Origin of the sequence: Nostoc mirabile CHAB5784, assembly GCF_020829645.1 — a bacterium.
GTDB classification, from domain to species: Bacteria; Cyanobacteriota; Cyanobacteriia; order Cyanobacteriales; family Nostocaceae; genus Nostoc; species Nostoc mirabile.
Genome location: NZ_JAIVFS010000021.1, coordinates 1 through 19,108 on the forward strand (window position 1 = coordinate 1; position 19,108 = coordinate 19,108).

The 19,108-nt window shown below is 42.7% G+C and carries 21 protein-coding genes and 1 pseudogene; 8 read left to right on the plus strand and 14 right to left on the minus strand.

Annotated features, from left to right (window positions below):
* Nucleotides 1-286: 286 nt before the first annotated feature.
* Entirely contained in the window at nt 287-1,129 is an 843-nt protein-coding gene (locus tag LC653_RS15520; protein ID WP_229495323.1) for a methyltransferase domain-containing protein, read from the minus strand.
* Nucleotides 1,130-1,368: 239 nt separating this feature from the next.
* Between LC653_RS15520 and LC653_RS15525 the strand changes: the two genes are divergently transcribed.
* Both LC653_RS15525 and LC653_RS15530 read left to right on the plus strand, forming a co-directional pair.
* The gene (locus LC653_RS15525; protein ID WP_229495324.1) at nt 1,369-2,706 is read left to right on the plus strand and encodes a TrkH family potassium uptake protein; all 1,338 of its coding nucleotides are present in this window, start codon (nt 1,369-1,371) and stop codon (nt 2,704-2,706) included.
* Between the two features lie 198 nt (nt 2,707-2,904).
* Entirely contained in the window at nt 2,905-3,600 is a 696-nt protein-coding gene (locus LC653_RS15530; protein WP_229495325.1) for a potassium channel family protein, read from the plus strand.
* 457 nt (nt 3,601-4,057) lie between these two features.
* Here the strand turns inward: LC653_RS15530 and LC653_RS15535 are convergent.
* A pseudogene (locus tag LC653_RS15535) lies at nt 4,058-4,615 on the minus strand (tetratricopeptide repeat protein); the annotation flags it as partial.
* Nucleotides 4,557-5,765, minus strand: coding sequence for a tRNA preQ1(34) S-adenosylmethionine ribosyltransferase-isomerase QueA (queA, locus tag LC653_RS15540; protein WP_229495326.1), 1,209 nt, complete (start codon nt 5,763-5,765; stop codon nt 4,557-4,559). The pseudogene LC653_RS15535 and the gene queA, both read right to left, overlap by 59 nt.
* A gap of 272 nt (nt 5,766-6,037) precedes the next feature.
* On the opposite strand from queA, the gene LC653_RS15545 reads away from it, so the two are divergent.
* Nucleotides 6,038-6,427 carry a hypothetical protein gene (locus LC653_RS15545; protein WP_012412259.1) on the plus strand — a complete coding sequence of 130 codons (390 nt, stop codon included), beginning with the start codon at nt 6,038-6,040 and terminating at the stop codon, nt 6,425-6,427.
* 70 nt (nt 6,428-6,497) lie between these two features.
* Here the strand turns inward: LC653_RS15545 and LC653_RS15550 are convergent, their stop codons facing one another.
* Both LC653_RS15550 and LC653_RS15555 read right to left on the minus strand, forming a co-directional pair.
* The gene (locus tag LC653_RS15550; protein ID WP_229495327.1) at nt 6,498-7,016 is read right to left on the minus strand and encodes a YraN family protein; all 519 of its coding nucleotides are present in this window, start codon (nt 7,014-7,016) and stop codon (nt 6,498-6,500) included.
* An 85-nt stretch (nt 7,017-7,101) separates the two neighbouring features.
* Entirely contained in the window at nt 7,102-7,617 is a 516-nt protein-coding gene (locus LC653_RS15555) for a hypothetical protein (protein ID WP_229495328.1), read from the minus strand.
* Nucleotides 7,618-7,704: 87 nt separating this feature from the next.
* Between LC653_RS15555 and LC653_RS15560 the strand changes: the two genes are divergently transcribed.
* A complete protein-coding gene (locus tag LC653_RS15560) occupies nt 7,705-8,214 on the plus strand; it encodes a pentapeptide repeat-containing protein (RefSeq protein ID WP_229495329.1) in 510 nt (169 codons plus the stop codon).
* Between the two features lie 143 nt (nt 8,215-8,357).
* On the opposite strand, the gene LC653_RS15565 is transcribed toward LC653_RS15560, so the two are convergent.
* A complete protein-coding gene (locus LC653_RS15565) occupies nt 8,358-8,735 on the minus strand; it encodes a hypothetical protein (RefSeq protein WP_229495330.1) in 378 nt (125 codons plus the stop codon).
* Between the two features lie 164 nt (nt 8,736-8,899).
* Here LC653_RS15565 and LC653_RS15570 point away from each other — a divergent pair, with 164 nt between their 5' ends.
* On the plus strand, nt 8,900-9,700 hold the full coding sequence (locus tag LC653_RS15570; RefSeq protein ID WP_229495331.1) for a Uma2 family endonuclease: 801 nt from the start codon (nt 8,900-8,902) through the stop codon (nt 9,698-9,700).
* A 167-nt stretch (nt 9,701-9,867) separates the two neighbouring features.
* Here the strand turns inward: LC653_RS15570 and LC653_RS15575 are convergent, their stop codons facing one another.
* Complete coding sequence (locus tag LC653_RS15575) at nt 9,868-10,233, minus strand: clan AA aspartic protease (RefSeq protein ID WP_229495332.1); 366 nt, start codon at nt 10,231-10,233, stop codon at nt 9,868-9,870.
* Nucleotides 10,230-10,502 (minus strand): hypothetical protein, encoded by a 273-nt coding sequence (locus LC653_RS15580; RefSeq protein WP_229495333.1) that lies wholly within the window; start codon nt 10,500-10,502, stop codon nt 10,230-10,232. Before LC653_RS15580 ends, LC653_RS15575 begins: the two co-directional genes overlap by 4 nt.
* Before the next feature lie 431 nt (nt 10,503-10,933).
* On the opposite strand from LC653_RS15580, the gene LC653_RS15585 reads away from it, so the two are divergent.
* Nucleotides 10,934-11,521 (plus strand): HNH endonuclease, encoded by a 588-nt coding sequence (locus LC653_RS15585; RefSeq protein WP_229495334.1) that lies wholly within the window; start codon nt 10,934-10,936, stop codon nt 11,519-11,521.
* 274 nt (nt 11,522-11,795) lie between these two features.
* On the opposite strand, the gene LC653_RS15590 is transcribed toward LC653_RS15585, so the two are convergent.
* From LC653_RS15590 to LC653_RS15605, 4 genes are all read right to left on the minus strand, one after another.
* Nucleotides 11,796-12,239: a type II toxin-antitoxin system VapC family toxin gene (locus tag LC653_RS15590; protein ID WP_229495335.1), complete on the minus strand. Its 444-nt coding sequence runs from the start codon at nt 12,237-12,239 to the stop codon at nt 11,796-11,798.
* Nucleotides 12,240-12,250: 11 nt separating this feature from the next.
* The gene (locus tag LC653_RS15595) at nt 12,251-12,661 is read right to left on the minus strand and encodes a hypothetical protein (RefSeq protein WP_229495336.1); all 411 of its coding nucleotides are present in this window, start codon (nt 12,659-12,661) and stop codon (nt 12,251-12,253) included.
* A gap of 189 nt (nt 12,662-12,850) precedes the next feature.
* The gene (locus LC653_RS15600) at nt 12,851-13,168 is read right to left on the minus strand and encodes a helix-turn-helix domain-containing protein (RefSeq protein ID WP_229495337.1); all 318 of its coding nucleotides are present in this window, start codon (nt 13,166-13,168) and stop codon (nt 12,851-12,853) included.
* Between the two features lie 175 nt (nt 13,169-13,343).
* Nucleotides 13,344-15,215: an N-acetylmuramoyl-L-alanine amidase gene (locus tag LC653_RS15605; RefSeq protein WP_229495338.1), complete on the minus strand. Its 1,872-nt coding sequence runs from the start codon at nt 15,213-15,215 to the stop codon at nt 13,344-13,346.
* An 86-nt stretch (nt 15,216-15,301) separates the two neighbouring features.
* Here LC653_RS15605 and pyrG point away from each other — a divergent pair, with 86 nt between their 5' ends.
* Together pyrG and LC653_RS15615 are read left to right on the plus strand one after the other, a co-directional pair.
* A complete protein-coding gene (pyrG, locus tag LC653_RS15610; protein ID WP_229495339.1) occupies nt 15,302-16,939 on the plus strand; it encodes a CTP synthase in 1,638 nt (545 codons plus the stop codon).
* A gap of 94 nt (nt 16,940-17,033) precedes the next feature.
* Nucleotides 17,034-17,456, plus strand: coding sequence for a hypothetical protein (locus LC653_RS15615; protein ID WP_118164385.1), 423 nt, complete (start codon nt 17,034-17,036; stop codon nt 17,454-17,456).
* Between the two features lie 51 nt (nt 17,457-17,507).
* Here LC653_RS15615 and LC653_RS15620 read toward each other — a convergent pair whose 3' ends face one another.
* On the minus strand, nt 17,508-18,146 hold the full coding sequence (locus LC653_RS15620) for a type I restriction endonuclease subunit R (protein WP_308189090.1): 639 nt from the start codon (nt 18,144-18,146) through the stop codon (nt 17,508-17,510).
* Complete coding sequence (locus LC653_RS15625) at nt 18,147-19,049, minus strand: ROK family protein (RefSeq protein ID WP_229495340.1); 903 nt, start codon at nt 19,047-19,049, stop codon at nt 18,147-18,149.
* Between the last annotated feature and the right edge of the window lie 59 nt (nt 19,050-19,108).

Sequence of the window (19,108 nt, forward strand, 5' to 3'; positions counted from 1 at the left end):
TGGACGCAGGTCTGGGTTGCCGAGTCGCGCTGGACGTTTTTTACTCATGATGTATCACTAAGAACATCAAACCAGATGTTCTTAGATTATATCTTTTGCATCCTTTTTGCTTAAGTTGACACCAATGAACATGTTGTGCCCCTACGATTATCTGTACCTCACGCCTGTTGCAATCTGCTGTACTTTAAACCCTTTTTCCCCCTGCCCCCTGCTCCCCGCTCCCTGCCCCCTGCCTTATCCCAATGATAATTATTTACGCCGACATACTTAGGGCAACCGTGCGTCCTTACTTATTGCCGCACAATAAGCCAAACCGAATTAACCCACGCTGATAACCGCGACGCATTAATCCCAATGATAATGCCCCTTGGATAGTAGTCCAACCAGCATTTAGTAAGCCCCAAAACGCTTGGGGAGTGAATGCCGAATCAATCACCACGTTCCAAAAGGGGGCAACAGCAGTTGACCAATCGGCGGTGCGGATATTATGTAATGGTAGTTGATGTGCGATCGCTTCGTACTCTGGCAAAGAAATCACATAAGGCAAACAATACACCCGATAAATATCTTGTAAATGCTTTTCCTCATCCGCCGTTAGTGGAGACTCATCAGTTGGTCGATGACACCAAGTCACCATAATTAACTTGCCACCAGGCTTCAATACTCGATAGCACTCTTGAAGAAACTTGGTTTTATCTGGCATGTGTTCACCGCTTTCTAGCGACCAAACCAAGTCAAAAGAATCGTCAGCAAAGGGCATTGCTTGAGCATTTGCGACTTGGAACTGTGTTCTTAGGCTCAAATTAGCTTCCATTGCGCGTTCCGTTGCTCTGGCGGCTTGTACAGGACTCAGTGTAATCCCTGTAGCCTTAGCATTAAACTTTTGTGCAAGGTATAAAGAACTGCCGCCGATGCCACAACCCAAATCTAGGATGTTGTCAGCTGCTTGTACCCCTGCCCAATTCAGCAGTTCTTCGATTAAATCAATTTGAGCCTGACGGCGTTCTTTTTTCTGGATACCATCAGCACCGTAATAGCCGTGGTGCATGTGTTCGCCCCAAATCTGTTCCCACAGACCAGAGGAAGCATCGTAAAATTGCTGAATTTGCTGGTAAAGTGTTGCGCTCATGAAAAAAGCTGTGTTAAGACAAAGCCGAATTAAAAAAAAACATACAGATAGGCTACCATGTGTGTTTTTAATTAAAATAGGGTCTTTTGGTTTGCAGGGATAATAAACTCCGGTTTCTCTTCTCTGGAGAAATTTACTGATTTTCCCTTAATAAGCTGCCTTTGCTCTCATTTGCATACCGGATGTTTCCGAGATGCCTAGCATGATTGAGTTTTTTAATTTGAAATTTTCAATTAATTATGACTGTTGCTCGCACAATTTGTTTGGGTTTTTTAGCTGTCATCGCTGTAGGTACTATTCTGTTGATGATGCCTTTCTCGACTAGCAATAGTACTTGGAATGATCTGATTGTGGCGCTATTCACATCCACATCCGCAGTTTGTGTCACAGGTTTATCAGTAGTTGATCCTGGTACTTATTTTTCCTTTTGGGGTCAGTTGTTTATTGCGCTATTAGCTCAGATTGGCGGTTTGGGCTACATGACAACTACCACATTTCTGATTTTGCTCATTGGTCGTAGGTTTGATATGCGGCAAAAAATAGCCATTCAACAAGCTTTAGACCGACCGGGGATGAGTGGTAGCGCCCAAGTAATCCGTTCAATTATTGCCACCACTTTAATTTTTGAAATTACAGGTGTATTTTTACTTCTACCAGCTTTCGTTCCTGAGTATGGATGGAGTAAGGGACTTTGGTTAGCAATTTTTCATAGTATCAATGCTTGGAATAATGCTGGTTTTAGTTTATTTAAAGATAACTTAATTGGGTATCAGTCATCCTTCTTAGTAGTCTTCACCATTACAATACTAATTATCTTTGGGGGAATTGGCTATCAAGTAATTTTGGAAATGTACCTTTGGTTGCGCGATCGCATTTTACAAAAATCTATTAAAATGCAAATATTTTCTCTAGACTTTAAAGTTGCAACCAGCACAACTGTTATATTATTGTTAACAGGATTTGTTGCTTTCTTCTGTATAGAAATCAGAAACCCGGAAACATTTGGTTCTCTAAATTTACGCGACCAAATATTAGTAGCTTGGTTTCAATCAGTTACTCCCAGAACTGCTGGTTTTAACACCATTGATATTGGCAAAATGACCACTGCTGGTCTATTTATTACGATTGCATTAATGTTTCTTGGTGCAAGTCCAGGTGGTACGGGAGGAGGCATGAAAACAACAACCTTGAGAGTCCTGACCAGTTGTACTAAAGCTATCCTCCAGGGTAAAGAAGAAGTTTTATTATATGATCGCAAGATAGCAATATCTTTAATTTTAAAAGCTGTGGGTGTGTTGGTGGGTTCAGTAGCGACCGTGATTTTAGCTACGATTTTAATAAGCCTCACAGATCCAACATTAGATTTTATTAAAATTTTGTTTGAAGTGGTATCAGCCTTCGCTACTGTAGGGCTTTCTACAGGGATTACAGGAACTATCTCTACAACAGCAAAGCTCATCTTAATTGTCACTATGTACGTTGGAAGAGTAGGTGTTTTACTACTGATGTCCTCTATACTAGGAGACCCCCGCCCCACCAGAATTCACTATCCTGAAGAAAATTTACTCGTGGGATAGTTAGGAAGAGGGAGTAAGGATCAGGAAGTGGAGAGGAGAATAATTCTTGACAACTGACTAATGACTAATGACTAATGACTAATGACTAACAAATAAACTGATAAAATATACATTGAAAGGCAAAAAATAAATTTTTAATTCAAGCGGTATGAGCGTTTTTTGCCCTAAATACAGGGAGTCATAATAAGGATAACAAAGGTGAATCTGTCATCATTAAGTTTTTTTCGCAGTTTACGTAAAGATAACCAGCAATTTGCTGTAATTGGGTTAGGTCGCTTTGGTAGGTCTGTCTGTTCCACACTGCACAATTTTGGTTATCAAGTGCTGGCAACAGATATTGATGAAAAACGAGTTTCAGAAGCATTAACTGAGGGAATAGTTGGTCATGCTTTGCAACTAGACTCTACAGAACCAGCTGCACTCAAAGAAGCTGGAATTTTTGAATTTGATACTGTAATTGTAGCGATTGGCAACTACGTTCAAGAAAGCATCATAACTACCCTAAATGTGAAAGAGTCTGGTGTACCCCACGTCGTTGCCAAAGCTTCTAGTGAAGTTCACCGTAAACTGTTGCAGCGAGTAGGAGCAGATCATGTTGTTTTTCCTGAGTATGAAGCAGGTTGTGCCTTAGCGCGTACACTTACCAAACCAGCAATCTTAGATCGGTTTGACCTAGACCCAGATAACAGTATTGTAGAGTTGATTGTGCCTGATGAATTTCACGGCAAAACAATCACTGAGCTTCAACTTCGTAACCGCTACGGTTTAAATTTGCTAGCAGTGAGCCAGGATGGTAAATTTATAATTAATCCTGACCCCACCAAGCGTTTAGAGCGTGGTTCAGCAATGGTAGTTATTGGTTGCAACAAAGATATCAATCGTTTGCCGATTTAAAAAAGTTAGGAGTTGAGAGTTAGGAGTTAGGAGTTAGGAGTTAGAGTTATTAACTATCAAAGAAAATAAAAGCGCCAGTCGCCAGAATTGATTCTGAATTCTGACGACTGGCGGATGACTTCTTCTTTTATTCCTAACTCTGAGTTTTTTATTGCCCGGGACTTGTTGAAGTAGGCTGGAATTCAACTGAGACAGGCACATTACCAGGATCGGCTGAAGTTTCTGGTTGATTTGGCATTTGTCGCTTAAGTGTTTGTATTAAATTACTAGGACTTACGCACTGTACAAATGCATCGTGATGTGCATTACCTATCTTGAGGAAGTTTTCAGGCTTTTCTTAATTATCCTGCGATCGTAAATAGACGATGCTGTAGGGGCTAAGCTTTGCTGTGCCCTTACGAAAGATATGGTTTTTAACCTTAATCCATATTTGGTATTTCTTGTCAATGCGTAAGTCCTAATTACTTGTAGTAGCTGAACTCTGAGGAGGAGTAGCTGTTTGACTACTTTTCTGGGAAATTTGCTGCATTAGCTGTTCAATTTTCTCAGCTTGTTCAATGTTCCCTTGCTCACGATACTCGTTATGGGCACGGTTCAAGACTCTACTAGCTTTCTTGATGTCGCCCTGATTATATAAACTGACTCCCAAGTTATAGTAAGCTGAGGCATTTTTAGGATTTAGGCGAATAGCTTGCCGATAAACAGAAATAGCCTCAGAAGCTTGACCATGAATTGCTAGCAAATTTGCCATATTGTTGTAGGCTGTGGCATTTTTAGGATCTAGCAACAAGGCTTGGCGATAAGTGCCGATCGCAGGCTCTATTTGACCTTGTTGTTGCAAGGCGATCGCTAAGTTAAAATAAACGTTGGCGTTGCTGCTATCTAAATTAATTGCTTTTTGGTATGCTGCGATCGCATCCTCAAGCTGTCCTTGTTCATACAGCGCCAAACCCAGATTATACAGTGCTGCTACCCTTGTGGAATCTATCATAAGACTCTGGCGATAAGCTATAATAAACTCCCACAGCTGACGGCAAAATTAGCATTGCATCGCCGAATGAATAAAAGCGATATCCAAAAGCGATCGCTTCGTTGTATATATTCAATAACCGTTGTCTGCCAATTAGCGCACTTACCAACATCAGCAAACTAGAACGCGGCAGGTGAAAATTAGTAATTAAACCATCCACCACCCGCCATTGGTAGCCGGGATAAATAAACAGGTCTGTTTTCTGGCAAAATGGTTGTAAATTCCCAGATTGAGCCGCCCCTTCTAAAGCCCGTACTGCCGTTGTTCCCACAGCGATAATTCGACCGCCAGCTGCTTTAGTGGCGCGGATTTGCTCTACTGTAGCGGCGGGGACTTCAATCCATTCTTCGTGCATCTGGTGGGTAGTTACATCCTCCACTTCCACAGGGCGAAATGTACCTACACCAACGTGCAGCGTTATAAAAGCTTGATTTATATTGCGATCGCGCAACTTTTGTAATAATTCTGGGGTAAAGTGTAATCCTGCCGTCGGAGCTGCGATCGCTCCTGGTTGTTTGGCATAAACTGTCTGATACTGCTCATCAGCAGCTGACGAGGTAGTGATATACGGTGGTAGCGGGATTTCACCAAATACCTCTAACAGTTGCACCAAAGATTTTCCCTCTGGCACATCAAATTGCAACAAACGCCCCCCGGTTGCTGCGTCTGTTTCTAGAACCGTAGCCGTGAGTTGGGGACTCTTTACTGGGTAGGAATCTTCCGAATCCCCAATCCCTAATTGCCTGACATCAAAAATAATCTTCGTTCCCTGTTTGAAGCTTTTTCCTGGCTTAACTAAAGCTAACCAACAGTTGTACTGCCGTTCTTCTAAGAGCAACACCTGGATTTTACCACCAGTGGATTTATGGCCATAAAGTCGCGCTGGAATGACTCTTGTATTGTTCATAACCAACAAATCACCAGAGCGCAGCAGTGCAGGCAAATCATGGAAAATGTGGTGCAAGGGTGCTGTTTCGATGCCTGTAGTCGGAGAATCAACCACGAGTAACCGCGAGCTATCTCTAGGAACTGCTGGGTTTTGAGCAATGAATTCTGGAGGTAGTTCGTAGTCATAGCTAGCTACCGAGCAATCTAATTCAAAATCTTTTTCTTGTGGGCGAGAGGTATCTTTCAAATTGGCTTCTACTAGTTTTTGGTTTATTTAGTATTTATACTCTCTTAAAAAAGCTTGTTTGAGCTTTCCCTTCTAAAGGAACTTTAAGGGATCTTCGTTCAGTTTCATCACTTGACTATAAGATGGGTACTATTAGGTAACACGGAAAAATTAACATAAAAATTGGGTAAACCTCCCCATCTAAAAACGGGGGCTTTTACCCTACCGGGAACAGGCACTGATTGACGAATATAGATATGTAGGATTGGCTTTGATCCCAAGCACCAACAAACATGGAATACTTGTACTACCTGGCAAATGCCAGTCTAACCCTGAGGGTCGTTCAACACCTGCACGCTAGACCCCAGACACCAGTTTCTTTCGTCACCGTAATTCATCAAATTGATGGCTGGGTGGTTAGGATCAAACTCAAAGGTCAAGTCTCGCCCCAAGAAGATGGCGACTTTCGGGCTTTTCTAAATGAATTAGGAATTAGCTATGAGCCGCCAATGAGGGTGCAAATGGCACTTTGGAGTTTGGAAGCCGGACAATGCCCTGTGGACGTGATGCGTCGGTATCAGGTTGCGATCGTTTCTCATGGTAGCCCAGAGAGAGATGAAATCGAGGCATTCCGGCAACAATTTGTCCGGGGCTTAGGCTACTGTCCAGAAACTTTGGCGTAATCCTATTTGGTTTTAACGCCACTACAAAATTATTGGTCATTGGTAATCAAAATATTTTATCAATTACCGATTAACCATTATCAATTGAAGAGTCGAAAGCTGCCAGAATGTATTCTTGCAGCTTAAACTTGTATCCGGCAGCTGATGAAGTAGCTAGAGCTTCCTGGGTTGCTATAACCACAGTCAGATTTTTTGATATCCTTTGACAGTAGACAATAGCAACATCAAATCGACAAGAATAATCTGCCTTCTCAGGGTACTGGGCTAAAAACATTCCAGCTGTGCGCCAGATTTTTGCTTGCTTTTGTGGGGTGATTGCGCTTCTTCCCCCTGCATCCCAACTACCTGAACTGCGAGTTTTGACTTCCACAAATGCCAATAATGAGTGGGGAGTGGGGAGTGGGGAGTGGGGAGTGGGGTATTCTCCCCTGCTCCCCTGCTCTTTTCCAGTTACTCCATGATATTCAGCAATTATATCGATTTCTCCCCAACGGCTAGAAAAGCGACGATGGAGAATTATCCAACCTGTAGATTGCAACCATTGGGCTACTAGGTCTTCTCCTAATTCACCAATATCTGGACAATGCATATAAACTTTAGTATTCTCGGTTATTTAATTCAACAGGAAATAAGAGTTTCTAGCAGTTACCCGAAATCATCCTTCCATGATGTGTTTATTCTTCCCTTCCTGGCGTGGAATTCCCAATAGTCAAAATGAAGTGAACATAATTGGGGTAAATATCCATAAAAGAGTGATGCTCGACATATATGCCACCACCGCATTCCAGAAAGGTGATGAACGGTTCATAAGGGTCAGGAAGACCATTCGCCGGGACTGCATCAAATTCCCGTAGACGACACCAAAATAAGTAATTACGTACCCCTAGCACAACATAGACACTGCCACGCCTGACTGATATCCGGTCGCTGTTGTATAACTCGTCCAGCCATTGCATTAGGGGAGACGGGAGTTCAATGTCAGGGCGAATCTGGAGAGCTAGATTTTGAAAAATATGCTTCTGTTCGCTCTGCAAAAACTTTGCCCATTGCCTTACCCGCGACAGAAATTCTAACATCAGTTCTGTAAGTCTTTCGTCTTTCTCCCCCATTCCCAGCGTATCCCACTGAATAGCCTGAAGTCGTGCGAAGGCAATGTTCAAATCGTCGGATGAACTTGAAATAGTATTCATCAAAATATTTTTAAAGGATTTTTGCGCTAACATCTCTGACTCAAGGATAATGAGATAGAGGAGGGTTCGCCATTGGCTAAAAATCGCATGAATTCTAAGTTAAGCGCCCGAATTTGGGCAACCATACTCAGCTTATTGCTGTGGGGAATAGTTGGCATCACCGCAACCGCCGGTTTTGTTCCAACAGCTTTGGCACTTGAATATAATAAAGAAATTTTGGTTGACGCTGATTTCTCAGGACGTGATTTAACAGATTCCAGCTTTACCAAAGCTAATCTTCGCCAGAGCAACTTCAGCCATGCTAATTTGAACGGTGTCAGTTTCTTTGCAGCAAATTTGGAGTCTGTGAATTTGGAGGGAGCTGACTTGAGAAATGCTACTTTAGACTCAGCTCGTTTAGTTAGAGCAAATTTGACAAATGCACTGTTGGAGGGTGCTTTTGCTGCTAACGCCAGATTTGATGGCGCAATCATTGATGGGGCAGATTTTACCGATACGCTGCTGCGTTCCGATGAGCAAAAAAAATTGTGCAAACTTGCCAAAGGAACTAATCCCATTACAGGACGAGATACGCGTGACACGTTGTTTTGTCCTTAGTATTTTCTAGCTGTATATTGGGAATTGGGCATTGGGCATTGGGCATTGGTTATTCTACTCTTGCTTTCCCTGCTCCCCCTGCTCCTCTTCCCCCCATTCCCCATTCCCTACTCCCCATTCCCTACTCATAAAATATTGAGCAACTACCAACCACTAACACCAATCTTTTGACAAACAATTTTCATTCCTTTGCCTGGTGAAGAACTTGCTACAAAAGGGATTTCTCCTTTTTCCTTATCCTCTTCAAGTAGCTGTCCTTCTGGCCCGTAAATCGCAATGCGATTGCGAAAAAGCCGCGATTCTGTGCAAGATGCATCGAAGGTAGTCTCGAAAATGCCATCTCCGTAGATACCGTAAAGCTTGTATGTCGTGCCCTTAATAGTTTCCGTGTCCAGAGCTACGCTGTTTCCCAATTTATCATGCCCTACAGTAATATATCTTTCTACATCTTGAGCGAATACACTGCCACTGCTCAATAAAATAGCGATCGCTCCCACCATGCCGCTTATCTTAAAACACATACGCTTTAAAAATATCAAGATTTCATATATTTCTACCCGCAATCAAAGCGGTTCTGGCACTGTAAAAGCACTGAAATCAAGACGGAGCAAGGTGTTATACTAGTTAGTAATACCTTATGGGAAGCGTAAAGCACTAAATAAATAGCTGCAATACTTGTCAAAGTATGAGTGAAACACTTGCTGATGTTGCCATACCGCCCCAGTTTCCCGATCACACTCAACTACCAGAGTCTGATGGTACGTTTGTAAAAAATTTTCAAGAGCATCCCCAAACCATCATTCTCACAGACTCAATTGTTCAGGTTTTGCAACGCTTACATCCAGATGGACAGTATTGCATTGGTCAAGATTGTGGTATTTACTGGCGAGAGACTGAACCGCCGGAAAAAGGAGCAGCAGCACCGGATTGGTTTTATGTCCCTGGTGTACCACCAAGGCTAGATGGCAAAAATCGCCGCTCCTATGTTTTGTGGCGGGAATACATACCGCCATTGATTGCCATAGAACTAGCTAGTGGTAATGGCGATGAAGAACGAGATGTCACTCCTTTACCTCTAACTGGTAGTCGGGAAGGCGCAAAACCAGGTAAATTCTGGGTATATGAGCGAATAATCCGAATTCCCTACTATGCCATTTATGAAATTAGTAATGACAAACTGGAAGTTTATCACCTGGTAGATTTTTCCTACCACAAGATGCAGCCGAATGAGCGAGGCCACTACCTAATTCCTCCTTTAGGAGTAGAATTAGGGTTATGGAAGGGAAACTACTTGAATAATCCTGAGCAATTTTGGTTGCGCTGGTGGGATTTAGAGGGAAATCTGTTACTGATTGGTAAAGAAGAAGCCGAGTTGCAAAGGCAAAGAGCCGAGCAAGCAGAACAAAGGGCCGAGCAAGCAGAACGAAAAGCTGCACAATTAGCAGAACGGCTCAGGGCAATGGGTATCGACCCAGATGTAGAGTAATATTTACTAAGTTATGGCAAGCCGAAAAACTTAGTAATTACAGGCAAAAGCTTACCACAGACTTCAACCAGCTTTTCAGTAGTAGGCAAATCAGCGATGTCTACGACGGGCTACGCCAACGCACCTTTCAAGAACTTGAGGGCTGTTTTTGCTATCTTCTGCATAGGTTATAGAATTTCATCCACCAGAACCGTACCACCCTCACAAAAATCTATACTGAGATGATAATCTTCAAGCAGCGCAGTTCCAATGAGTGGACGACCCATTGCTAGAGCTGCAATATTACGCTCCACACCATTCCATACAACTGTTGCCAAATAAACATCGGTTTCCACACTGGAATTGTTAGCGAGGTTTGCGTTGATGTTGATGAGGTAGGGCAAGCCAAGAGCAGCAATGACAGAAGGCGGCAAGGTTAAGAATCCTTCAAACCCTGTATCAATAACACATTCGATTTCTACACCTGAACGTTCTCTTGGAAGAATAATCAGACTCATTCTTGCCTGAAGTCCAACTACAGTCCCGTGTATCACTGTGCTGTCCTGAGCAATGTACCACCAACTGCATAAACCGCATCAAAACCAATTCTTTCTCCCCAAAGTGCTGCATCGGTTTGCTTGGATCGTAATCGAAGACTCGTTTCGACTAAATCATCACCGATTTCGTAATCTCCTGTTTCAACATTAATCGAGATAATTTTGCCAATGTTCTCTTCTGTCTCAACTTTGGCACGGATACTTCTTTGATAGAGTTCCTTTCCACGTCGGGCGACTTCTTGGCTACTGAGCGTAGGGTGGGACATAAATAAATCCCCTGTTTAAGCTGCTAGATTCTTCACTTCATTGTAGAGCAGAAGCTACAGAGGTTAGAGAGCAATACTTGATTCTGTGGGAGGTAGGAGAGCGATCGCCTCAAAGTAGCAGAGAAAAATGTTTTGAAAAACCCGAAAGTAAGAAACTCCCGCACAAAATTTCTTACTTTAGTTACCATAGGCAAGTAATCACAAGGCTTTTGAGAGCCAATGCTGTTCGCCCTTCTTACTCGGTCGCGGCTGGAGAGAGGAATTTAATGATAAAAGTCAAAATAAATAGTGATACTACTCAGATAAAAAAACTTAAAAAATATTACGCTGGCATGGTGTAAACTCACCGTCCGTTATTCCTAGTTACTAAACAGGGTACAAAAATGGTGATCGCTCTATAGAACAGGGGGATATTGCAAGGAAATTTTAATATGTTTGCAGAAAATCTTGAGGGCGACGAATTACCAAGGTTGTATAACGATGACTTGGAAACAGCCAAGAATTATATATATTCACTGGTAACAGCAAAAAGACACAGTTTTTATGGTCTTGGTAGGGTCTTCACATTGGGACAGTATTCGGTGTATGTGAGTCAAGAACTCGAACAGGGACTTGAATGGGGGAGAGAACTTTTTCTAGAGGTTTTATATGTATTGCGAGAAGATGGACTTATATTTGTTAGATTTTTTAGAGATCCAGAATATAAATTTACTCTAGTCAATAATTGGAGTGTTCTTGACAACTTTGTGGGGAATATAATAGCCGAGCTACCCAGAGAACACCTGAAAGTATGTGAATACAAAGATTTTCTGAAGAGTGACTATTGGAAGCTTATACAAAGGTTAATACTGGATCGGGACAAACATACTTGTCAGCACTGTAAGGCAAAAAGTAAATTACAAGTGCATCATAAAACGTATAGACACAGAGGAGATGAAATATGGTTCCGAGAGGACTTAATAACTTTGTGTAAAAGATGCCATGATGCAGAACACGATAGAGGACTGCCATCGCAATAAAAGCGATCGCTGCCTCGACCGAGCAAGGAAGTTTCGTGGTCGTGGTTACGTTAAACCTTTACCAAAAGCGATTGACAGCCTTTAGACAGCCGCCGTTTCTTAGCTAGTTTTCTTACTTTGGTTAGCGATCGCCGTAAAACATTCTTTGTATACTATAAAAGTCAAAAAGCTTGAACAAAAACCGATCACAACATTGAGCAGTCACTAGCTAAAAAAGAGCGATGTTTATTAAATTGGCACTTAATTTATTAGTTCAGCATACTAGGTAAAGCAATTAAATCCAGGATTCGACTGAAAAGCTGTAAACTTGCTGAATCCTAGTGAAGTCGCTGTCAGCAGAGACGAGAGTAATATTATGATAAATTGCTGTTGTGGCGATCCATAAATCATTATCATCAAAACCAAGATCCTGAATGCGGGTACTGCGGCGTTTGTTTTTTTCTTTTGGGGCAAATTGACGAAAAATGCGGTTCTTCAGTTGACTGTATATCTCTGCTATTTCTTTGTTGATCAGATAGATATCAATCTCTGTCAGGAATGCTTGAACCACTTGTAAGTTCATCTCTCGACGCTCTGATTTTTCCGTCATGTAGAGCAACTCACCATAGCTAATGATGCTAATCCCAAAAGGATCTTGAGCATAGCTTTGAGCAGTTGCGACAACTTGAGGATTGTTGTTAATGAGATAACTACAGTGATTGGTATCAAGCAAATACATAAATTATTGGCTTAAAACTTCGCTTTTGAGCGGGTTGCATCAAGAAATGCTAGGCACTCCTCTAGGTCGTCTCCATGCCAATTACCAGCAAATTTGAGCAAGTCTTCACCTGTAGAACCTCGTCGAATCACAGATTGAGAACGATCGCCACGTTGTTTTATTTCAGCGATCTTAGCAGCAAAATCTTCAGGTGGTTGTACTAAAGTCTCATCCTCCAGAGGAGAATCGGGCGGAGTGTGTGCTTGCTCTAAAGATGCCAGAATCGAAGCTCCAGTAGAAGGTGATTTGGTCACTTCTGATTGAGATAGAACTGTTTTCTGAAAATCAAGAAATGCTATATATTGCTCAATCTGAGTCAGTTGGTCATCTGGAAGTTGAGCAATTTGTTGTTGAAGTTGACGGCGGCGCTCAAGTATAGTCATCGGACACCTCGCGGGAACGACTGAACTTTCATTTTACTCGATTGATACAGTGCCAAATCCAGAGCATAACCCATTACATCCTATTACGATTAGAGATAGGCGATCGCAAATTTAGCAGAACGATTAATGTTTCAAAACTTTCTTGGTCATAACTAATTTTCATAGTGTCACTTTCCTCAAAAATAACCCTTAATCAATCAGGGTATTCAATCCCCGTTTCTTAACTAGGTGCAACAGCTTAAGAGCGGTGCCACTGGGACGCTTCTGACCGATTTCCCACTTTTGAACCGTTGATAGACTTGTATTTAAAATCGCAGCAAATACTGCCTGACTGACATGAGATGATTCGCGTATTTGCTTAATTTGCTCAGGTTCTAACGGTTCAATCTTAGACAAGCACAGACAGTCGAATTCACGCAATGTAGTCTGATCCATCAGTTCAGCCTTGTGTAGCCCCGTAGCCGTTTCGTGAACGGCTTCAAGAATCGCTGATTTCTTCTTCGCCATTGCAAATTACCTCCATCAATTCATCTTCCAGCTTGGCTTTTTCGAGATCCTCTAGCGTGTAAGAGAACAGCACTGATGCCAGCTTTTTTAATGCTTTTTCTTCTTTCTTCTTTAGTAATCATGACCTATCGCACTCCACCAAATACAATCAGGAACTAGTGTTGTGCCTCCAAATTTATCTCACACTCCTAAACCACTCAGTAATTCCCTGAGCGATCGCATTTGCCGTTTTCTTCTGTTCCTTTGGGTTCACTATCTGCTCAAATTCATCGGGATTGCTCATAAAACCCAATTCCAGCAACACTGATGGCGCAGCCGCCGGACGTGTCAGCGCTAGGTTGTTCCAAAACACGCCATAATAAGGTCTGCTGAGTTTTTTGACTACATAGTTCTGTAAAAATATTGCCAGGTTATGGGCTTGGGGTTGATACCAAAAAGTGCCGAATCCCTTAGTCTTTTCGGCATCGCCATCATCGGGTAAGGAGTTGTGGTGTATCGAAATAGCGATCGCAGGTTCTTCTTGACTGATAATTGCCTGACGTTCTGCTAATGAAACCTCCTTATCATCCTCCCGCGTCATCACCACTGTTGCTCCTCGCTTCACCAACTCATCCCGCAGCAACTTCGACACCACCAAATTCACATCTTTTTCTAAATATCCAGTTGGCCCACTGGCACCAGATTCTTTACCGCCATGCCCAGAATCTAGTACAATCTTGAGATTAGCTAAAGGCTTGCGTCTTGAGTTCCCAATTTTCGGCGGATGACGCAAAGCCAAAACCAGGGTTGTACCGTCGTATCTCAGCTTATATCCCCACTGTTGAGCTTTTTTGAGGTTAAAGGTGTATTTTACTTGTTCTGGAGCCTCCTGTTGCCAATCTAGGCGATAAATTAGGGGGTCATCATCCAGGCGAATAATGTCCGTTTGGGCAGTGGTATTGTAGAGAGTGAGAGCGAAAGCACCCTCACTTTGTTGCACGCTCACAGGTACGGGAACTTGTAAGGGGAAAACTATCTCTGTCGCACCAGGGAGTTGACGGTATCCGACACTGCGAATTATTGTCTGTGGCGGAACTGCACCAGGTAAAATGCGCGTTTCTTTACTATTAATCCAAGCCCCATAGTTTAGGCGCAACCATTCACCTTCCCTACCTGTTACTGTTGCGCGTGTGCCTTTGGGCAGTGGTGTAAGTCGAGAATAATCGGTGCTTGGGCCAGTGCGAGCAACACCTGCGTCTGCCGTTACCTCAACAACTGGCAACTGTGTGGGTGAGAGGATTTGAATTTTGCCAGTCCCTGGTTGAGTTATCGTCTTGCCATTGAGCCTCAGTTGAAACTGAGGTTGTCCCAAATCTACCTCTTTATTTGAGTTTGGAACAACACTACCGGAGATGATGTTATTACCGTAAATTAGGGTTTGGGAATTAGGAGCAGGTTGCTGCAATTTAGTGCAACCCTCATACTTGCCTACGCTAGACTGGGCATAAGGCTGATTTTGCCCTGTCAAAGCTGCCAAATTACTTGGTAGTTGTGCCTGTTGAGGTTGGGGTAAAAGGGCAATAGTTTGATTAGCCAAGTTGACAGATACGCTAGCGTTAGGGGGTGCGACCCCTTCGGGAAGCTTTCCTACGGAACGCTGCGCGAACGCTAACGCACTAAAACAGATTAGCTCTCCGGGTAGTCTAGCAATGTCAACTGCCGGAGTCAGGGAATCTTTAGCAAAGGCTAACCCTTGTGGTAGCTCAGGGCCAGTAGTAAGCCTTGTCACTTTAATCTGGAGTTCTTGATTGTTGTGACGCACAGTAAAAAGATTCTCCCCCAACTGCAAGGGGAAACTAGGCGAAAAATGACCAGCTTTGCTGCGGGTAATTGGCTTACTATTGATCAAAACCTGACCATCTGGTGGTGCAGTCCCCAAAAAGAAGATTTTTTGGGCACTCGTCTGGTAGCTTGTTTCGGGAAAAACGACTATAAGAGATGGCTTTGCCAATGCTACGGAGGAGGTGAGAATACAGCCTAATATTACTAATCCTAAGAGGTTTTTCACAAGCTCAATCACAGAAGATTACACCACAACAACTGTGGCACAATGACGGGATGTATTTTTAGAAGTTGTTAGAAATTCAAACTAGTATGACTAAGTTTATTTTTGTAACTGGGGGCGTAGTTTCCAGTATTGGTAAGGGCATTGTAGCAGCAAGTCTAGGGCGTTTGCTCAAGTCGCGCGAATATTCCGTGTCGATTCTCAAACTCGACCCTTATATCAATATCGATCCTGGCACAATGAGTCCCTTTCAGCATGGGGAAGTATTCGTTACCCAGGATGGTGCGGAGACAGATTTGGACTTGGGGCATTATGAACGCTTCACCGATACCTCAATGTCGCGCTTGAACTGTGTTACTACTGGCTCGATTTACCAGGCAGTTATCAATAAAGAGCGGCGCGGAGACTACAATGGCGGCACAGTACAGGTTATTCCTCATATTACTAATGAAATAAAAGAGCGGATTCTGCGAGTTGCTAAAAGTACAAACCCATCTGTAGTAATTACAGAAATCGGCGGTACGGTGGGAGATATTGAATCACTACCGTTTTTAGAAGCAATTCGCCAGTTCCGTAAAGAGGTAGGACGCCAGAATGTGCTGTATATGCACGTAACTCTGGTACCGTGGATTGCTTCTGCGGGTGAGATGAAAACTAAGCCAACACAGCATTCCGTTAAGGAACTGAGATCCATTGGCATTCAACCAGATATTTTAGTTTGTCGGAGCGATCGCCCCTTACCCAAGGGATTAAAGCAGAAATTGTCTGGATCTTGCGATGTGCCCGAAGAATGCGTCATTACTTCTCAAGATGCCAAAAGTATCTATGAAGTACCCCTGAATCTAGAACGGGAAGGAATGGCAGAACAAGTGCTGAACTTGCTGCAAATGGAACAGCGCAAACCAAATTTGACGCAGTGGCAAACCTTGGTACAACGGTTACATAGTCCCAAGCATGAGCTAGAAATTGCCATTGTCGGTAAATATGTGCAGTTAAGTGATGCATACCTATCTGTAGTGGAAGCATTAAACCATGCGGCAATTTCCACTTATGGTAAACTGCGCCTGCGTTGGGTGAATTCAGAAGATTTGGAAACCCAAGCGCCCGAAACTTATCTTGAGGGTGTCGATGGCATAGTTGTGCCAGGAGGTTTTGGGGTTCGGGGGGTGGATGGCAAAATTGCCGCCATTAAATACGCCCGCGATCGCCAAATTCCCTTTTTGGGTTTATGCCTGGGTATGCAATGTTCTGTGATTGAATGGGCCCGGCACGTAGGGGGATTAACAGGTGCTAATAGTGCTGAATTTGACCCTCATACATATGATCCGGTAATTAATTTATTGCCAGGACAGCAGGAAGTAGTCGATTTAGGGGGTACAATGCGCTTAGGGCTATATCCTTGTCGTGTTCTTCCTGATACACTGGCTTTCAAGCTTTATCAAGAAGATGTGATTTATGAACGACATCGACATCGGTATGAGTTCAACAATGTTTACCGCGATTTGTTATTAAAGTCTGGCTATGTGATCAGTGGTACTTCTCCCGATGGACGTTTAGTTGAAATTGTGGAATTACCCAAGCACCCATTCTTTCTTGCTTGCCAATTTCATCCAGAATTTCAATCGCGCCCCAGTAGCCCTCATCCTTTATTTAAAGGATTTATTCAAGCAGCGATCGCTCTTTCTCTTTCAACTTTAGGTACACCAACACCATTGGAGGTGTCATAACAATTCATAATTAATTGCAACATTAACTTAAGGCTTCAGTAGATTTGGATATACAGGGTGCATCATTCGTAAATTTCGGACTTGGGGAGATGTTGTGGCGTACTGGGTGAAAATCCTTTACGAAAGGAGAGAATATGTAGTGAATTTTGAACGTGTCCATGCTTTTTGTTATGAACTCAATGGCAGGGTTACTTTTTGGTTACCCGATAGTGCCATTCCGATAGTGATTAACCCGCAAAGTAGCTTGGAAGATTATCAAAAGATCCTCGATTATTTAGAATGTGTGACTGGATTGGAATTAGATCATGCCCACTGGGTAAAAATCTATTACGATAAAAACGAATATGTAATTAATCTCAACTGCATCAGTTCTTTTTGTCATGAACCGAATGGCAGGATAACTTTTTGGTTGCCAGATGGGACTATTCCCATCATCATCAACCCTGTGAGTAATCCTGAATCTTATGAAAAAGTTGTGAAATACGTTAAGAAAGCAACTGGATATTCTTTGTCTTAGTATTACGAATTACGAATTACGAATTACGAATTACGAATTACGAATTACGAATTACGAATTACGAATTACGATTAATTCTCCAAGGCGCTTCAATACACTGAGTACTTGGTGTAGTTCTAAATCACGTTCAATTGATAGCGCATAAGATCGTGCATACCAAGGATGTTCTTGTTGAATCAATTTGACAAAAACAAATTCCCTACCGTTGATTAGTAAACCAAAAGTCGGTTGTGCAGGATTTGGACGATTAAGCATATAAGCTAGTGCTTGAGGTAGAGCTGTCATCACATCAAATTTACTGCTTTTAGATTCGATGACAAGTACCCAAAAACGTTTTTGGATGACAAGAACATCAATATTTCCTTTAACGATAAAACTCTCGTCTTCAGCAGAAATCTCAACAGAAGTCTCGGTTTCAATCTCAAAAGGAAGTTGATAAAACCCAGCTAAATCGAGTAAAGGAGACAGCACTACCATCTTTACCGCCTCTTCTGACATTAGACGGTGCTTACTCAAGTTTAAATAGTTGCTTTTGACTCGCGCGATCGCTTGCTTTTGGGCATCAGTCAGAGTTAGTAAATTTTCTGTCCACTCTGGAAAAAAGTTGGTGTCTGTGGCAAGTTGTAAACCAAATTTTTCTTCTAATTCGTAAAGACTGATATCTCTAGCTGGGATTGTTTGAACCATCATTTAAAATTCCGAATAGTGTTGCCATGCCAATTTTGCTGCACCCACTATCCCTGCAAAATTACCTAACTCGGCTGGCAATATTTGTAAACCCACCCTTGATAAAGGCTGAACTCGCTTCTCAATTTCTGCCTTCACTGCTGGTAAGAAAAATTCAAAGCTGCCACTTATACCACCACCAATGACGATCGCTTGCGGTGTGAGTACATAAATCAAACTCGTCAAACCAATTCCCAAATATCTACCATATTCTTGCCAAAAAGTCAATGCTGCGATGTCTCCTTGTTGGGCAAGAAAACCCAATTCGACAGGTTCCTTGAGAGTGCGACGGCGAATCGCAGTAGCACAAGCATATTGTTCCAAAGAGCCTTGATTGCCACTATTACAAATTGGGCCATCAGGATTTAATGAAATTAAACCTAATTCCCCGGCGGCTCCTTGATGTCCAACAAAGAGTTTGCCATCTAGGATAATTGCGCCACCAACCCCAGTACCTAAAGTTAGCAGAATCAGATTTTGAAAATGGCGACCGGCTCCCAGCCAAGCTTCTCCCAAAAGAGCGCAATTAGCATCATTAGCGATCGCAGTAGGTTTACCAGTTTTAATTTCTAACCAATCTGCTAAAGGCACATCGACCCATCCAGGTAAGTTAATGGCGATTTTGGCAATGCGTCCTGCTGCATCGGATGGGCCAGGAGTCCCAACACCAATAGCAACAGCTTGATTATCTGGATCAATTTGAGCGATCGCATCTACGATCACCGCCAGCACCGCCTCCGGTGTCGTCGGCTGGGGAGATGCCACAGTCAAAGATAAGAGACAAGTACCATCAGCTGCAAAACGCCCCAGCTTAATTGCCGTTCCCCCCACATCAATGCCAATTACTTGAATTTTGTCATTTGTCATTTGTCATTTGTCATTTGTCATTGGGCATTGGGCATTGGTAATTGGTGAACAGTTATTAC

Excerpts from the sequence above, each read along its gene's own strand:
- LC653_RS15555 (WP_229495328.1), bottom strand. The coding sequence starts at position 7,617 with ATGAATACTATTTCAAGTTCATCCGACGATTTGAACATTGCCTTCGCA.
- LC653_RS15590 (WP_229495335.1), bottom strand. The coding sequence starts at position 12,239 with ATGTATTTGCTTGATACCAATCACTGTAGTTATCTCATTAACAACAAT.
- LC653_RS15595 (WP_229495336.1), bottom strand. The coding sequence starts at position 12,661 with ATGACTATACTTGAGCGCCGCCGTCAACTTCAACAACAAATTGCTCAA.
- LC653_RS15550 (WP_229495327.1), bottom strand. The coding sequence starts at position 7,016 with ATGCATTGTCCAGATATTGGTGAATTAGGAGAAGACCTAGTAGCCCAA.
- LC653_RS15545 (WP_012412259.1), top strand. The coding sequence starts at position 6,038 with ATGGAATACTTGTACTACCTGGCAAATGCCAGTCTAACCCTGAGGGTC.
- LC653_RS15585 (WP_229495334.1), top strand. The coding sequence starts at position 10,934 with ATGTTTGCAGAAAATCTTGAGGGCGACGAATTACCAAGGTTGTATAAC.
- LC653_RS15565 (WP_229495330.1), bottom strand. The coding sequence starts at position 8,735 with ATGTGTTTTAAGATAAGCGGCATGGTGGGAGCGATCGCTATTTTATTG.
- LC653_RS15620 (WP_308189090.1), bottom strand. The coding sequence starts at position 18,146 with ATGATGGTTCAAACAATCCCAGCTAGAGATATCAGTCTTTACGAATTA.
- LC653_RS15580 (WP_229495333.1), bottom strand. The coding sequence starts at position 10,502 with ATGTCCCACCCTACGCTCAGTAGCCAAGAAGTCGCCCGACGTGGAAAG.
- LC653_RS15570 (WP_229495331.1), top strand. The coding sequence starts at position 8,900 with ATGAGTGAAACACTTGCTGATGTTGCCATACCGCCCCAGTTTCCCGAT.
- LC653_RS15600 (WP_229495337.1), bottom strand. The coding sequence starts at position 13,168 with ATGGCGAAGAAGAAATCAGCGATTCTTGAAGCCGTTCACGAAACGGCT.
- LC653_RS15520 (WP_229495323.1), bottom strand. The coding sequence starts at position 1,129 with ATGAGCGCAACACTTTACCAGCAAATTCAGCAATTTTACGATGCTTCC.
- LC653_RS15560 (WP_229495329.1), top strand. The coding sequence starts at position 7,705 with ATGAATTCTAAGTTAAGCGCCCGAATTTGGGCAACCATACTCAGCTTA.
- pyrG (WP_229495339.1), top strand. The coding sequence starts at position 15,302 with ATGACTAAGTTTATTTTTGTAACTGGGGGCGTAGTTTCCAGTATTGGT.
- LC653_RS15625 (WP_229495340.1), bottom strand. The coding sequence starts at position 19,049 with ATGACAAATGACAAAATTCAAGTAATTGGCATTGATGTGGGGGGAACG.
- LC653_RS15525 (WP_229495324.1), top strand. The coding sequence starts at position 1,369 with ATGACTGTTGCTCGCACAATTTGTTTGGGTTTTTTAGCTGTCATCGCT.